Origin of the sequence: Pseudoalteromonas sp. A757 (assembly GCF_004103285.1) — a bacterium.
Classification (GTDB): domain Bacteria; phylum Pseudomonadota; class Gammaproteobacteria; order Enterobacterales; family Alteromonadaceae; genus Pseudoalteromonas; species Pseudoalteromonas galatheae.
Window position 1 is genome coordinate 44431 of sequence record NZ_QNQN01000063.1, and the last position, 14870, is coordinate 59300.

General features: G+C 42.8%; 13 protein-coding genes. 11 read left to right on the forward strand and 2 right to left on the reverse strand.

The window, feature by feature from the left end:
• Position 1: 1 nt before the first annotated feature.
• The 8 genes from DRB05_RS06970 (at position 2) to DRB05_RS07005 (ending at position 7131) form a co-directional block, all read left to right on the forward strand.
• Positions 2–952, forward strand: a complete 951-nt coding sequence (locus DRB05_RS06970) for a calcium/sodium antiporter (protein ID WP_128726289.1) — start codon at positions 2–4, stop codon at positions 950–952.
• Between the two features lie 90 nt (positions 953–1042).
• A complete protein-coding gene (locus DRB05_RS06975) occupies positions 1043–1885 on the forward strand; it encodes an alpha/beta hydrolase (RefSeq protein ID WP_128726290.1) in 843 nt (280 codons plus the stop codon).
• A gap of 290 nt (positions 1886–2175) precedes the next feature.
• Entirely contained in the window at positions 2176–2346 is a 171-nt protein-coding gene (locus DRB05_RS22935) for a hypothetical protein (RefSeq protein ID WP_235956553.1), read from the forward strand.
• Positions 2347–2349: 3 nt separating this feature from the next.
• Positions 2350–2994 carry a DUF6058 family natural product biosynthesis protein gene (locus DRB05_RS06985; protein WP_128726292.1) on the forward strand — a complete coding sequence of 215 codons (645 nt, stop codon included), beginning with the start codon at positions 2350–2352 and terminating at the stop codon, positions 2992–2994.
• A 117-nt stretch (positions 2995–3111) separates the two neighbouring features.
• Entirely contained in the window at positions 3112–4242 is a 1131-nt protein-coding gene (locus DRB05_RS06990; protein ID WP_128726407.1) for a type 1 glutamine amidotransferase domain-containing protein, read from the forward strand.
• On the forward strand, positions 4235–5146 hold the full coding sequence (locus tag DRB05_RS06995) for an alpha/beta fold hydrolase (RefSeq protein WP_128726293.1): 912 nt from the start codon (positions 4235–4237) through the stop codon (positions 5144–5146). Before DRB05_RS06990 ends, DRB05_RS06995 begins: the two co-directional genes overlap by 8 nt.
• Positions 5146–5847, forward strand: coding sequence for a response regulator transcription factor (locus tag DRB05_RS07000; protein ID WP_128726294.1), 702 nt, complete (start codon positions 5146–5148; stop codon positions 5845–5847). The genes DRB05_RS06995 and DRB05_RS07000 overlap by 1 nt, the downstream gene beginning before the upstream one ends.
• 21 nt (positions 5848–5868) lie before the next feature.
• Entirely contained in the window at positions 5869–7131 is a 1263-nt protein-coding gene (locus tag DRB05_RS07005) for a HAMP domain-containing sensor histidine kinase (protein ID WP_128726295.1), read from the forward strand.
• Positions 7132–7185: 54 nt separating this feature from the next.
• Here the strand turns inward: DRB05_RS07005 and DRB05_RS07010 are convergent, their stop codons facing one another.
• Positions 7186–7881: a hypothetical protein gene (locus DRB05_RS07010; RefSeq protein ID WP_128726296.1), complete on the reverse strand. Its 696-nt coding sequence runs from the start codon at positions 7879–7881 to the stop codon at positions 7186–7188.
• A 241-nt stretch (positions 7882–8122) separates the two neighbouring features.
• On the opposite strand from DRB05_RS07010, the gene DRB05_RS07015 reads away from it, so the two are divergent.
• Entirely contained in the window at positions 8123–8974 is an 852-nt protein-coding gene (locus DRB05_RS07015) for a GNAT family N-acetyltransferase (RefSeq protein ID WP_128726297.1), read from the forward strand.
• Between the two features lie 256 nt (positions 8975–9230).
• Positions 9231–12917 carry a S8 family serine peptidase gene (locus DRB05_RS07020; RefSeq protein WP_128726298.1) on the forward strand — a complete coding sequence of 1229 codons (3687 nt, stop codon included), beginning with the start codon at positions 9231–9233 and terminating at the stop codon, positions 12915–12917.
• A 174-nt stretch (positions 12918–13091) separates the two neighbouring features.
• Here DRB05_RS07020 and DRB05_RS07025 read toward each other — a convergent pair whose 3' ends face one another.
• The gene (locus DRB05_RS07025) at positions 13092–13988 is read right to left on the reverse strand and encodes a LysR family transcriptional regulator (protein WP_128726299.1); all 897 of its coding nucleotides are present in this window, start codon (positions 13986–13988) and stop codon (positions 13092–13094) included.
• A 109-nt stretch (positions 13989–14097) separates the two neighbouring features.
• On the opposite strand from DRB05_RS07025, the gene DRB05_RS07030 reads away from it, so the two are divergent.
• Positions 14098–14853, forward strand: coding sequence for an SDR family oxidoreductase (locus DRB05_RS07030; protein ID WP_128726300.1), 756 nt, complete (start codon positions 14098–14100; stop codon positions 14851–14853).
• Positions 14854–14870 lie beyond the last annotated feature (17 nt).

A 14870-nucleotide genomic window follows, 5' to 3' on the forward strand; every position in this document is an offset into this window, starting at 1 on the left:
AATGACAATCAATCTTATTTATATCGTTTTAGGCTTATCACTCTTGGTCTTTGGTGCTGACCGTTTAGTCGCGGGTGCCTCTAAGCTAGCTGCAAGTTTTAATGTTCCAAGCGTCTTGATTGGGTTAACGATAGTGTCATTTGGTACTAGTGCTCCTGAGCTTACTGTCAGTATTCAGTCAGCAGTTACGGGGCAAGGTAGTCTCGCTTTTGCTAATGTGTTAGGCAGCAATACCTTTAATATTCTGTTTATACTCGGTGTATCTGCACTGATAGCGCCACTGGTAGTTTCACAAGAATTAGTGAAACGAGATATTCCAATGCTAGTGATCGCCAGTTTTATTGTCACAGCATTAGTCTGGGATGGCTGGCTCAGTCAGTTAGACGCAGCATTATTGTGCTTGCTTTTGTTATTTTATGTCGTTTATTTGTTTACCCAAGGCCGTGCGCTTAGCAATAAAAATAATGAACCGACGCCATCACAACAACCAAACCGTTGGCGTGAGCGCGCAGTTAGTATGCTGCTATTTATCGTAGGGCTTGGCTTGTTAATACTTGGTGCAAAACTTATGGTGGATAATGGGGTGCAACTAGCCCGTGCTTTAGCAGTGGATGAAGTAATGATTGGCTTAACTATTATTGCTATTGGCACGTCGCTACCAGAAGTGGTTACCTCAATCATGGCGAGTATAAAAGGGCATGCTGATATTGCGGTAGGCAATGTTATTGGTAGTAATTTATTCAATTCATTGGGTGTACTTGGCGTGACAGGACTTATCAGCGCCACTCCTTTAGAAGTGACAAGCCGTATGCTGAGTATTGATATTTCAGTCATGATCGTTGCAACGATACTTTGTACGCCATTACTTATTTCTGGGTTAATGCTCAGTCGCAAAGAGGGAGGCATCTTATTTATAGGCTACGTCGCATACTTTGTTTACACTTTGATATAATAAAGTTTCAGAAGTTTCTGAAACTTTATTGAATTCATTAAAAGAATTGCTTAGTATGTTTTTGGAGTAAACAATAAATGAGAAAGGACAATGAAAATAATAACATCAGCAGTACTCGGGCTCGTCGCTTGTAGTTCAGTGGCCAGCGCCAACCAATCAGTTCATGAGCACAATTATCAATATGTGGAAATAAACGGCAACAAACTTGCCTATGCTTGCAAAGGAGAGGGCGAAACAACGGCACTTTTACTTGCTGGAATGGGCCTTGATGCTCATGAAACCTACAAAAACACCATTCATAACATAAATCCAAAAGGCTATCGCTTATGTTTTTATGATAGAGCGGGCACCGGAAAAAGCACTTTTGCCAAGCCTCGAGTACGGACTATGTTGGAGCTTACACAAGAGCTTGAGGCATTCACTCAAGCCACTAAAATGGATAATTTGGTACTTGTACCTCACTCTTTTGGTGGTTTTGTAGCAAGAGCCTATGCCAACCGAAACCCTGAAAAAGTGAAAGGGATGGTACTTATTGATATCGCTCATGAGTCTTGGTATCACAATATGAAAAGTAAGATGTCCAAAGAAGCATGGAAGATCATGGATTGGATCGTCAACTGGGAGAGAGATACTCATTCACTAGAAGATTTGGAAGAAGCTTCTGCCCATACAGAGATGTATAAAATTAACCGGAAAATGCCAGTTACGATACTGTCGCGTGGGATCCCTCATGTGACTATCCGCTCTACCGGCATGAGTTATGCTGATGTTGATGTTTATACTCAAACGTCAAAAGATTCCCAGATAAAACTGCAAGAAATTGGTGACAATGTCACCTCTGTTACCATGAAATACGCTTCTCACCTATTTGATGAGACAGATCCATTTATTGCCATTAAATATATTGAAGAAATGGTGAATAAGGTACAATAATATTTTTTAACTTGAAAGGTTAGTGGTTATAATGCCGCTAACCTAACGAGCAATAATAAAAAATAAAATCGATGTTTTCTCACCATATAAATAGCTCAAAAATTACTACCTTCTTATTAGCATGCGCGGGAATAGCTGGGTTTGTATTATTTCTATTGGGCGTATTTAGCGCCCCAGAATGGACCTTAATTCTAGACTTTACTGCTAGCTTTTTGTGTTTATTCGTCGCGTTTAAGTTATATCAAAAGCAACTCAGGGCCTTAAATTGGGCAGCAGTGCTGGGCGCGCTTATGTCCATTGGCGTAGTTGTCAATGATACGCTAATCCAATTTTCATCAGGACTGTTGTTAACGGTTCAGTTGAATCTAGAAACCATTGCAGTAAAAATCAACTTGCTTGGTTTGATTATCATCACGACTGCGCTCAGGGCAAAAATAAAGCTAGCTAATTCAAAGGAATAATCAATGGAGCTACTTAATTATCTGCAGGCGCACTTTATTACCAAAGAGGCCTTGCTACGCGAGTCGCAGCTATCTCACTTTGAATTGGCTATGTTAATTGAAAAACGTTTGATGCCAAAAGCCTCCTATAAATTAACATTAAAGCTCGAATGTGATTCTTTCTTTGGCGAGCACAGTGATGAAAGCTGCCTAGAATTTTATCCGCAAGGCACTTTAGTATGGCTTGGTGCTGTGTCGCAAGTAGCGGATGAAGCACAAGCCTTTTCGCTCTTCAGTCAACGCTATAAAGACCAACTACATAGATTAAAAACGCAAGGTCTTAATCCACAAGATGCAAAACTGGGTCAAGACATCGACGCTCACTTAGAAAGTGAGTGGCAACACTTCCTTGGCGGTATTTACGGACTTTGTACAAAAACCGGTTTACCTGAGGATATTGCAAATAAAGAAGCCGCTATCGTTATCATCAACGAGTATTTAGCACAAGATGAGCACTTGAGCCCAGATGAACTAACCAACCTTCACCAAGTGGTCGATTTATTAGATGAGGCAAGTGCTTTATTCGCGCCTCATGAGCGTGAACGTAGCTCGCGCAAGCGCTTAATAGACGACGTAAGAGTAAAATTTCCAAAGCCTTTAACATCATAATTAACTGTTTTTCGCTTTCTAAATCATGTGAATTGACTTCACATCCATTTCACACCTGTCCGCATAAAGTGTCTGTAACAAAACAACACAAGGGTCAACAGGCCCGAGGACAGGATGATGAACAAATCACTATTCACTTTATCTCTCGTTGCTGCGTTGTCAGCAACTTCAGTCAATACGCTTGCACAAGATAAAAACACACCTCATGTGCTCATGGTACTCAGTAGCTATGGTGAAATGGGGGCCGATGGCACTTTAAGCAAACCTGGGTTTGAATTTGACGAGCTCAGTAAAGCATATGCCGTGTTTAAACAAAATGGCGTAAAAGTCACATTAGCCTCGCCAAAGGGCGGTGAACCATTGGCAGATAAGTTCGATAAAAACAAACCCTATAATCAAGCATACAGTAACGATACGGCGGCGATGGCGCAGCTTAAAAACACTAAAAGACTGAGTGAGTTAGAGCCCGCGCAATTCGATGCTGTGTTTGTGGTTGGGGGTAAAGGCCCAATGTTCGACTTGCATGACTCCAAACCGTTACAGGCAATTATTCGTGATATCTACGTTAACAATGGCGTAATTGGTGCTGTTTGCCATGGTCCTGCGGCATTGGTGGATGTAAAGCTTGAAAATGGAGAGTATTTAATCGCCGGCAAGCGAGTAAATGGTTTTACTAACGAAGAAGAGGCAGCGTTTGGTAAAAAGTGGACCAAACAGTTTCCATTCCTACTTGAAGATAAACTCATTGAGCGTGGTGCATCGTTTGTGCAAGACGGATTGATGTTGAATCAGGTAAGTATTGATGGTCAATTGATCACGGGACAAAACCCTTTTTCTACGGTAAATACCGCTAAAGCGGTGGTTGCGGCGCTTGGTCTGACGGTAAGCGAGTTACCGCGATTCAAAGACGATGAAAGTATTTTGTTGGTAGAGCAATTCTTTTCAGATAGCAGCAAAGCGAGGGCACGTTATTTAGCGGATAAGTCATCATTTGATCCTATGTTGCTCGGGATCTCTGGTTTATATCAAGCGCAGCATGCGCAAACTGCTCATCAACTTGCGGTGGCCGTTGAGTTGATGCAGTTAACCCTTGCAGATATTGATCACCCCATGCTGTACGAAGCGCTAGTAAATGCACAGCTCAAACTAAATGATATATCTGGTGCACAGTCCACATTAGAAGCAGCGCTTAAAAAGCACGGGACGGCGGAGAGTCTGATTGCACTAAAGGAGAAAGTTTATGGTTAAGCAAAGCTGGAGAAAAACAATGTTAGTAGTGACTGGAATTATCGCAGGTGTTGCCGCTGTTTGGTACGCAGTATTTGGACTAAAGCCATATAGTGTTACGCCGGAGGAATTAGCGCAAATATATAGCTATGAGCAAAAGGCGGTAGAGGTAAATCTTTCACCATTAAAAGCTAATCACTTTGCGCTTGAGTACAAAACGTTTGATGGCGATAAAGTCAATGGGCATATTCTCTATCCAAATAATTATGACGCGACTAAACCAATGCCCGTTATGGTGGGGGTCCACGGTATGGGTCGAAGTGATGTACGCTGGATACAAGAAAGCTTTAAAGGACGTGACACATACGAGCAAACGGATGAACTTACCAAAATGGCACTAGCAAACGGGTATGCTGTGATTGCCATTGATTCAAGAAACCATGGTAAGCGTAAAAACCCAGGCTATAACCTTATTGATGTTATGCATGATTTAGATTGGTGGGGAAAACGCGAGCCCTATGAAAACATGGTTATTGATTCGGTAAAGGATCACAGAGTTCTGCTTGATTGGATAGCAACCCAATCGCAATTTGATCAAAACCAAATCAGTGTTGCAGGATACAGCATGGGAGGTCAAATCAGTTTAATTTTAGCTGCACTGGATAAACGAGTGGATAATGTGTTATCAATTGTGCCGCCTTACCTGACTAATGCGGTGGCACGAGTGGCGATTAAAAACTTTGCGACAGCCGTTGATTCTCCCAAGGTGTGGTTGGTCTCGGCAGATGACGATGAATACGCCAGCGAACGTGAGAACGAAGTATTATTCGAAGCTATTGCGAGTGTTAAAAAACATCACGTGGTTATTGAAGGTGAGCATATCTTGCCTGAAGGCTACTATAAAGAATTACAAGGTTGGTATTAATGAAAACAAGCTCACAACTCAATATATTAGTAATTGAAGACAACTCCGCGATTGCAAGTAATATTGCTGATTACTTCGATATGCAGGGACATAGTCTGGACTTTGCTTATACGGGAGAGCAAGGTTGTGAGCTTGCACTAACACAATATTTTGACTGTATTATTTTGGATATTATGCTGCCAGATATCGAAGGGCTTGAGGTCTGCCAGCGATTAAGACTTCAAGCCGACAGGCATATTCCCATCATAATGTTAACTGCTAGAGATACTTTGGACGATAAATTAGCAGGATTTGCGCAGGGTGCGGATGATTACCTCACCAAACCTTTTTCACTAGAGGAGCTAGTAGCTCGAGTCAGCGCATTAACTTGTCGATTAAATCCCATACCTGCTGCAAGGGCGCTCAGTGTGGGGGAGGCAGATAAACAGGTTACGCTCAATTACCAAAATCAAACGGTAACGCGTGGTGAGACTACACTCGTGTTACCGCCAATTTTGTTCAATATTCTTAAAATTTTGATGGAAAGTTACCCTAGAGCGGTATCTAAGAGTGAGCTTGTTGAGCGTATTTGGGGCGAGGAGGGCACTGACTCGGACTCTTTACGGTCACACATCTACCAATTACGCAAAGCGGTAGATAAGCCATTTCCAACTGCCATTATTAAAACGATTCACAGCGTTGGCTTAGTGCTGGATTTATAGCTGAAATAGCAATTGAGAAAAATGAAAACAAAACAACTAAGAAACCGCATCATCACTTATTTTGTCTCTATCGTCGTGCTGCTCAGTGTATTATTTTCACTGATCACTTTGCTTTTTAGCTACATCATAGAAGACAGCTTTTTTTATCAAATTTTAGAAGATGAAAGAAAGCAGACAGCGCTTCAAATCATCAATAACCAGACACCTGAACCGCATTTTGACTTCGTCACATTTCATCCAACAACCGATACTTTACCTGCGGTGGTAAAAACGCTACTTGCTGAGGAGCCAAACCGTAAAGAGTTTAGTGCTGAGGCGGGTAAACATTATCATATCGTCTTTCTAAACAAGCATGACCGTGGACAAGGCATATTGCTTGCTGAAGTAAGCGACCATCTTGTGGTACGCGAACTTCGAGGCTTGATGCTTGGTTTTTCATTGGCCTTATTGGTGATTGGCTTAGTAATCGCGCTATTGCTAGCGCTTGGTACGGTAAAGCTGGCGAAAAGACTACTTAAACCTTTGGATGAGCTAATGGTAATTGTAGAAGCAAGTCCCGTTGAAAACCTCCCGACCAATTTTGCATCTCAGTTTTCGCAAAATGAAATTGGTAAATTTGCACAAACGCTAGAGTCAGCCCTTACTCGCATTCGAGCATTCGTTGAGCGTGAACGCCAATTTACCAGAGATATTTCCCATGAATTGAGAACACCTGTCACCATTTCCCAAGGGGCGGTCAGTTTACTCAACCATACTGAGTTAAATAGTAAACAGCAGGAATTGGTGGCAAGGATAGCGGAGTCTGACCAGCAGATACAGCTAACACTAGAGGCGCTACTTGCCCTTGCCCGAGAAAAAGCCGATACACCGGAGCAGACTAATCTACAATCCGTGATTGAAGCCTGCATTATCAACAATCAAGCGCTGTTTGAGCATAAAGTCCTAACTATCGACTTACCCGCCAATGTATTTGTTTCTATGGCTGCGCAGGAGCTAAGATTGGTGGTGCAAAACCTGCTACAGAACGCTGTACATCATAGCCAAGGTGAGCAAATCCATATTCGTTACAGAGATAATACACTAACAATTGCGGATAATGGGCAAGGGTTATCAGAGATCTTTACTGCAAACGAGCAAGCCTTTGAGTCTGGAATGCGCGGTCCCAATAGTTCAGGCACAGGCATTGGCTTATCGCTAGTAAAGCGTCTTTGTGAGAAGTTTTCTGTGGAGGTGATGATTGAAAGTGGCGAAACAGGTGTGTCGGTTCACTTAAAGTTTGCTTAAGATAAAAAGGCACGCTGACTTCTGTTATCGTGCCTTGAGAGAATTTAATTGAACTTAAGAAAACTCGGCGATAACCAATACTCTTTTGTGTTTAGCGCTATAAAAAACAATCCCTTCACCACCGCCTTCAAAATAAGTAGAGAAGCAGAAGGTACCAAGATAAGTAAAATCTACACCGTGCTCTTCATCAAAAAAGCCAATTTCACGAGTGGAGTAGTGACTGTAATTCTCGCCGCTTTGCTCATCCATAGCGTCAAAATAGCGCGTTTCATCATCACCTTCTTCATCCCACAAATAGGCGTCCCAATTGCAACCGAGCATGGGTTGGCCACCTAATTCAAAGAGCGGGTCGCTTTCTTCGCTTTCGTCAAGAGAGTAGTTAAGTCGTTGATGTTTAGCATAGAAGCTGGCTGCTTGCTGGTAGTATTCGCTATAGTCTTCAAAATCCTCCTTCTCTTCACTTAGATTGTCAACATTGTGAGCGTCAACTTGCCACCCAATGTCTGTCAATGAGTAGGAGATATAGGGAAGGTCGCCATCAAAAATCTCCATAGAAATCGGTAATGCGATAAGTATATTATCATCGCTGTTTGCGTCTAACCTTGAATAGTCAAGTAGTCCTATTGGTAATAGCTGAGTGTCATTAAACGCGACATCTTGGGTGCTCGGGAATGGCTTGTAAAAGTCAGTAGCTTGCAATACTTTTTCCGCAGGACATGCGACCGCCGAATCTTTAATGTAGAGGGCCATAAAACAACTCCTTTTTATGGTTTATTTTTTGGTAATTAATACGTTAGGCTCGTATTTGATGGACACCATATAGCGAGGCGCGTGGAAAATCAATCAGTGATCATAATTGTTCGGGCGTTAGCGTGCCTGTCCTTTATATTTTCTCCAAATTTGTGGCTTATCATGCCTATGATAGGGCCATTGCAGTGCTGGATTGTCCGCTATAATACAAACTACATCAGGTGAGAAAAGTAGATACGCCGTGGAAAATAGAACATTCAATATAAAAGTAATGAACTTAACTGAATTAGAAATTGCAGCAAAATGGGCTCTGCAAGAAGGGTGGAACCCTGGGCTTAGTGATGCTAAGTGCTACTATCAAGCCGATCCAAATGGCTTTTTAATTGGCTATCTTGGCGATGAACCTATCGCTTCGATTTCGGTGGTTAAATATGATGATACATTTGGTTTTTTAGGCTTTTATATCGTTAAGCCAGAATATCGAGGTCAGGGTTATGGAATGCAGATTTGGCAGGCAGGGCTTCAATATTTAGCTGGTTGTAACGTCGCACTTGATGGAGTGGTCGCTCAGCAAGATAATTACAAAAAATCGGGTTTTAAGCTCGCCTATCGTAATATGCGCTACGAAGGAGTGGGTGGTGGCGAAGCGCCAGATTGCTCAAACTTAGTGGCACTTGAAAGGTTACCGGTAGAAGAGGTCATTGCTTATGACAGTGCGTTTTTCCCCGCAAAAAGAGTCGCTTTTGTTGACGCTTGGTTTAACCAGCCAAACTGCCACGCTTTAGGCATTAAACAGGATGACACACTTGCAGCCATAGGTGTGATTCGCCCTTGTCACGTCGGCTATAAAATAGGTCCTCTTTACGCTGATAGCGCGGAACTTGCAGAGACACTTTTCTTAGCGCTTAGAGCTAAGGTATCAACAACCGAGGCCATCTATTTGGACGTGCCAGAAGTAAATGCAGCTGCTGTTGCGCTTGCACAAAAGTACAAGATGTCACTTTCCTTTGAAACCGCGAGAATGTATACCGGTGAACAACCTGATTTACCATTAACTCGTGTGTTTGGTGTAACATCGTTTGAGATTGGTTAATACTTGGTCAATAAAATGATGTGAGCTAGCAGCTTATTATGACATTTGAATGTCTTGTTTACGTTTGTTTACCAATTTTACAGTGTTTTTTTTCTTTATAAATCATTGTTTTATGTGTTTTTTTATCAATATGCATTTCTGTGTAGGAATAGTTTAACTTTACTGTGTTGATTATCAGTACAGATTTACATTATATTGATTTTTCTTTTGCATTGATTGCAATGATATTACTATAAGAAAAAATTCAGGGGTAAAAATGTCCAATAAACTAAAACTATCAGTGGTTGCCGCATCAGTGTGTGGCGCATTAGCGATGACAAGCGCTCATGCTAGTGTAAACCTAAGCTCAGAAGTGAAAACAGGGATTAACGGGTTTGAGTACAAATCAACTAACCACGCTAAACCAACAAACCCCATTAAAGCAGAAAGTAAGCACTATTATATCGTTCGATTAGAAGGCAATGCTTTGGCGAAAACCAAAGGCGCAATCAATTCAGAACGAAGCGGCAACGGTCTGATGATGCAATCTCAAGCCGTTAAGACGCAGAGGCAAGCCCTTGCTCAGGAACGTAATTCATTCTCGCAAAAACTTTCTCAAACTATTCCTGGAGCTCAAATCGATCGTCATTATGATGCAACGATGAATGCGGTTGTTGTTAAATCAGAAAAGGATATATTTGAACAACTTAAATCATTACCTGGTGTAACGCGCGTATTTAAAGAAGAGCGCTATCACGCTCAGATGGACTCATCGCTTTCTTTAATCAATGCACCTGTAGTGTGGGAAAAGCTTGGTGGTGACCGAAATGTTGGTAAAGGTATTCGAGTAGCAGTTATTGACTCTGGGATTACTCCGACTAATCCTATGTTTGACGACACTGGTATGGAAGCGCCTACAGACGGCTTACCATCAGACGATTACTGCCGAAAAGTGGATACCTCATTCTGTAACAACAAACTAATTGTAGCCCGTTACTCTGTACCTACTTTTGAACAACCTGACTTTCAAACTTTTAGCCCATTAGATCTTGACGGTCACGGTACTCACGTTGCGGGTACTGCGGTAGGTTCAGCGGTAACTGCTGACTATAACGGTAATACCGTTGAGTTGAGTGGCGTCGCACCAGGCGCGTACCTCATGAGCTACAAAGCTCTATATGAAGAGGGCGGCTCTAATATTATGTTAATTGAGGCGTTGGAGCACGCATTAGAAGACGGTGCTGATGTAATCAACAACTCTTGGGGTGGTGGCTATGGTTCACACCCTGAAAATAGTGCTTATGCTGAAGTTTTTGAAAATATCAGAGCAGCGGGTGTTGTTGCAGTTGTTTCTGCTGGTAATGGCGGTGCTGGCGCTAGCACCATTGGTGGTCCAGCTAACCTTGAATCAGTTATTTCGGTGGCAAACACTCAGCACGGCCGTATCTTCACTACTGGCATGTCATTAGACGGTGGAGAAAATATTCTTCACGTAACGAGTTCAGATACAGAACATAGTACGGTTATCTCTGCTAAACCAGTAGCAGCGGAAAAAGTTGATGCAGAGAATGTAACTGGTTGTCAGCCTTTCCCAGCTGGCTCTTTCACCGATGCTTTTGCTGTAGTGTCTCGAGGCGATTGTAATTTCTCAGTTAAAGTTAAAAATGCTGCTGATGCCGGTGCTAAAGCTATTGTTGTTTATAATAATCGCGTAGGTACACCTTTTGTGATGGCGACCGCAGGCGAAACCCTTCCTGCATTCATGGTTAGCCAAGAAGATGGTGAAGCGATTATTGCAGCCGCTTCTGCAGACGGATTTGATGGTAAGCTTGCCGTTGACGGTGTAAATCGTACCGCGATTAGTGAAGCTGCTCGTGATTCAATGCGTGAGTCTTCGTCACGAGGCCCTAACGGCGATCCATCTATCTTTAAGCCAAACGTTGCAGCGCCAGGCACTAATATTCTATCTGCGCACTTGGCGGTAGACGGTGTTGCGAATTTCGCTGAGCTTTCTGGTACGTCAATGGCAGGTCCACACATTGCCGGTGCTGCAGCACTTCTTAAGCAGCAATATCCGGACTGGAGCCCTGAAGAAATCAAATCAGCATTGGCCAATACCAGTGTTACTGAAGGTTTGAAGAAAGAAGATGAAGTGACTCCGGCTGACGGCTTTGATGTTGGTGCAGGACGCTTTGATTTAGATAAAGCATTTAACGCAAAAGTGACTTTCTCTGAGATGGGATTGTCTGAAACTCAATGTATTGAAAGCTGTGATTACAGCGTTACTGTGAAAAACATGACTGCTGAAGCAATGAAGCTACACTTTAAGGGCGTTGCGATAGGTGGTGGTGTTGCTGTTAAGGATCTAACGTCTTCTGTCGAATTAGCACCTCGTGGTGAGGAAGGCGATGCTAAGTCAGCATCAATAACACTTAGCATTACGGGTTCCGATCTGGATGCATGGCAGTTTGGTCGTATTGAAGCGTACAATGATGCGGGAGAGCGTGTCGGTCACGTACCGCTTGCTGCATTTGCATCATCAACGTCTCTTCCTGGTTTAGCTGTGTCTACATCAGGGGCTTCAAATTCAGCAGAATTTGATGTGAATTTAGGTTTTGTGAATGATGTTATTGACGGTCAAGTTACTCTTGACTCAGTATTGCCTAGTTCACTTGAAGTAATCCCAGACAGCTTTAAGGTTTCTATGGATAATGGCAACCAAATCCTTGCTGGTGCAGATATTCCAACTCGCCACATTGCTTGGACAGGAAAGCTTGACAAATCATCTATAAAAAGCGCAATTGAGGCTGGAATAAATATTGACCTTAAAGCTCGAAAGGAATATCGACCAACCTGTGAAGATTCGTGTGATGATTCAGATTTTAAATTTAACTTAGCAAACATTGGTGATGGCTATACGTTCAAGTTAGGTGGTGTTGAATATAGTTATATTACGATCACCTCAAATGGCTTGATTGTTGCCGGCAATGGTTCAGCTAGTGGTACAGGCTCTAATGAAGCGATACCATCAGTTAATGGACAAAACGGTTTGATCGCCCCGCTTTGGGCTGACTTTGATCTTCAAGGGCCTGATGAAGCTGTTGGCGGTGCAGTTTATGTTGCACTTCTGTCGTTTGGGGACGATCCTGAAAACCTAACACACTACTTTGTAACTGAATGGGCTGACGCGAGATTATTCGAAGACACTTCGGGTGATGAATACACTTTCCAATCTTGGATCCGTCTAAATGGTGAAGAAGAGCACTTCTTCAACTATGTAAAAGTGCCAAAAATGCCAAGTAAAGCAACGGTTGGTATAGAGGATTCAAATGGTATTGTTGGTCTTCAGACGTATCACAATGGTGAAGGTACTGCGCCAGTTGCTGGACAAGTTATCGCTTATGAATATAACAAGGGTGGTGCGGTAAATCTTGGTGTTAAAGTTAAGCTTGCTGAAAATGCACATATCAAAGCAGGTGTAGCAGATACAATAGAGATGGATGAAGACACGTCATCTGAAGCTATTGATGTTTTAGCGAATGATGATGCTCAACATATTGACCTTATTCCTGTGACGCTAACGGTGAAAGGCAGCGAAAATCAGCGCGCGGTACAAAGCGTATCGTTTGCCAATCCTGAAGGTGGCTTTGATGCTGCAACACTAGCGGTTGTTGATGCTCCTGCTAATGGTGCTGTTGAAATCAAAGAAGGTAAAGTCATCTATACCCCTGAAGCAGACTTTAACGGCGTAGATAGCTTCACATACACAGCGAAGGCCGCTGGTGAAAGTACGTTGATGCTTGCACCAACCAAGGTAACTGTGAATGTTGCTGATGTTGCAGAGGCTACGACACCACCAGTAGTGGAAGAGCCAGTTGAAGTTGGTACTGGTTCGTCGGGTTCATTTGGCTGGTTAGCTTTACTGGCAGCACCATTTGCGGCACTTCGTCGTAGACGCAAATAAAATAAGATTAACTTCTTTATAGTCAAGGCCCTACAATCTGTAGGGCTTTTTTTGCGTAGCATTCGAAAACTTGATGAAGTAAATTTCTTTTAAGCTCATGCTTTGCCGTTACAGTAAAAGCTGGGCTTGAGCTTATATCAGTTAGCCTTAATACTTGTTTACTATAAAACTGAGTTAATCGAAGCGGTATTGCTGATAGGTTGAAGTCAATAGCTCAACAAACTCCCGTACCTTTGCGGGAGTATATTGCTTCGACAAGTACAGTGCGTGGATAGGATAACTTTCATCGTGTAGTTCAGGTAGTAGCTGCACACAACTGCCCATAGTTAATTCATCTTTAAATGCCCATAGCGGCCCGTAATGCACACCAAGGCCAGCGTTTACCCAATTTTTTAGTACAGCAACACTGTTGGCGACGAGTTTACCACTTACCGCAACGGCTTCACGATGCAGGCCTTTACCGAGAATGAGCTGATCACCAAGCTTAGGTTTATTGTAAAAGATAAAATCCAGTTTGCTTAAATCGCTAAAGCGTTGTGGTTGTCCCATGCGCTCAATATACGCTTTAGAGGCCACCAAGACCCGTGGTACATGGCCAAGTTGTCGGCAGATCAAGGAGGAGTCATCCAGTTTGCCAATCCTAATTGCAATATCGATTTGTTTAGCCTTGAGATCTTCAAAATGACTGCCGAGTAGTAACTCAATATTGAGGTCTGGATAGGTGGTTATCATGGTTTGTATCACAGGAGCAATGAAGCGCTCGGCGAAGTCGTGTGGCGCTGCAACTCTTAATGTACCAGAAGGCAGTGTGGAGGTGCCTGAAATCGACTCTTCCAATTCTCTTTTTTCATCTAGTAATTGTTTTACGCCTTTATAGTACTCAAGCCCAACTTCAGTTGCGGCCGTTTGCTTAGTGGAGCGCTGTAAAAGTTTTACTCCTAATCGACTTTCTAAGTTTGCGAGTTTTCGGCTTACCGAGGAGGGATCGGTACCTATCACTTCAGCCGCAGATTTGAGGCTGCCAGATTCAACGGTAAGAACAAACAAATCTTCTTCAGTAATCGATTTCATAGCGGATGTAAAAAATGCAATTAGTAAATGACTAAAATCACTATACCTGTATCCCTTTCACCTAGCTACACTAAAAGTCGATTGAATATTGCAAGTAGGAGAAATAGGTATGTCTAAGCAGTTAACAGGTAAGGTTGCGTTTATCACTGGGTCAGCCAAAAATATGGGGAAGGATTTTGCTATTGCGTTGGCAAAGCAAGGCGCTGATCTTGTCATTCACTATCATAGTGCCCATTCTAAACCACAAGCACTTGAAACCCAGAAGGAAGTTGAAGCGCTGGGTGTTAGGACGACGCTAGTACACGGAGATGTCAGCAATAAAGCGCAGGTAATGAATATATTTGAGCATATTATTAGTGAGTTTGGCGCCGTGGATATCGTTATCAATAATGCCGGTACTATCAGCAAGAAACCGTTTGCTGAATATAGCGAGGAAGATTTTGACAGGCTATTTGGGATCAACTGTAAAGGGGCATTTTTTGTGATGCAAGAAGCCGCTAAACATATTCGTGATAACGGTCGGATCATTAATATGGGCACTTCGCTATTGGCAGCATTTACTGGAAATTATGCGCTCTACGCTGGCTCAAAAGCACCACTTGAGCACTTCACTCGTGCGCTGGCAAAGGAAGTCGGACATCGAGGTGTGACCGTCAATACGATTGCACCAGGTCCAATTGACACTGACTTTTTCCATGGCGAAGAAAACGAGCAAACCGTTAATTATTTGCAGTCTGCAAGTGTAATGAACCGACTAGGGCAAGTAGACGATATTACCCCTGCAGTGCTTTATCTTGCGTCGGAGCAATCACGCTGGACGACTGGACAAACCTTGTTTGTTAACGGAGGCTTTGTCACTCGTTAAGTATGCTATTAGGGCAC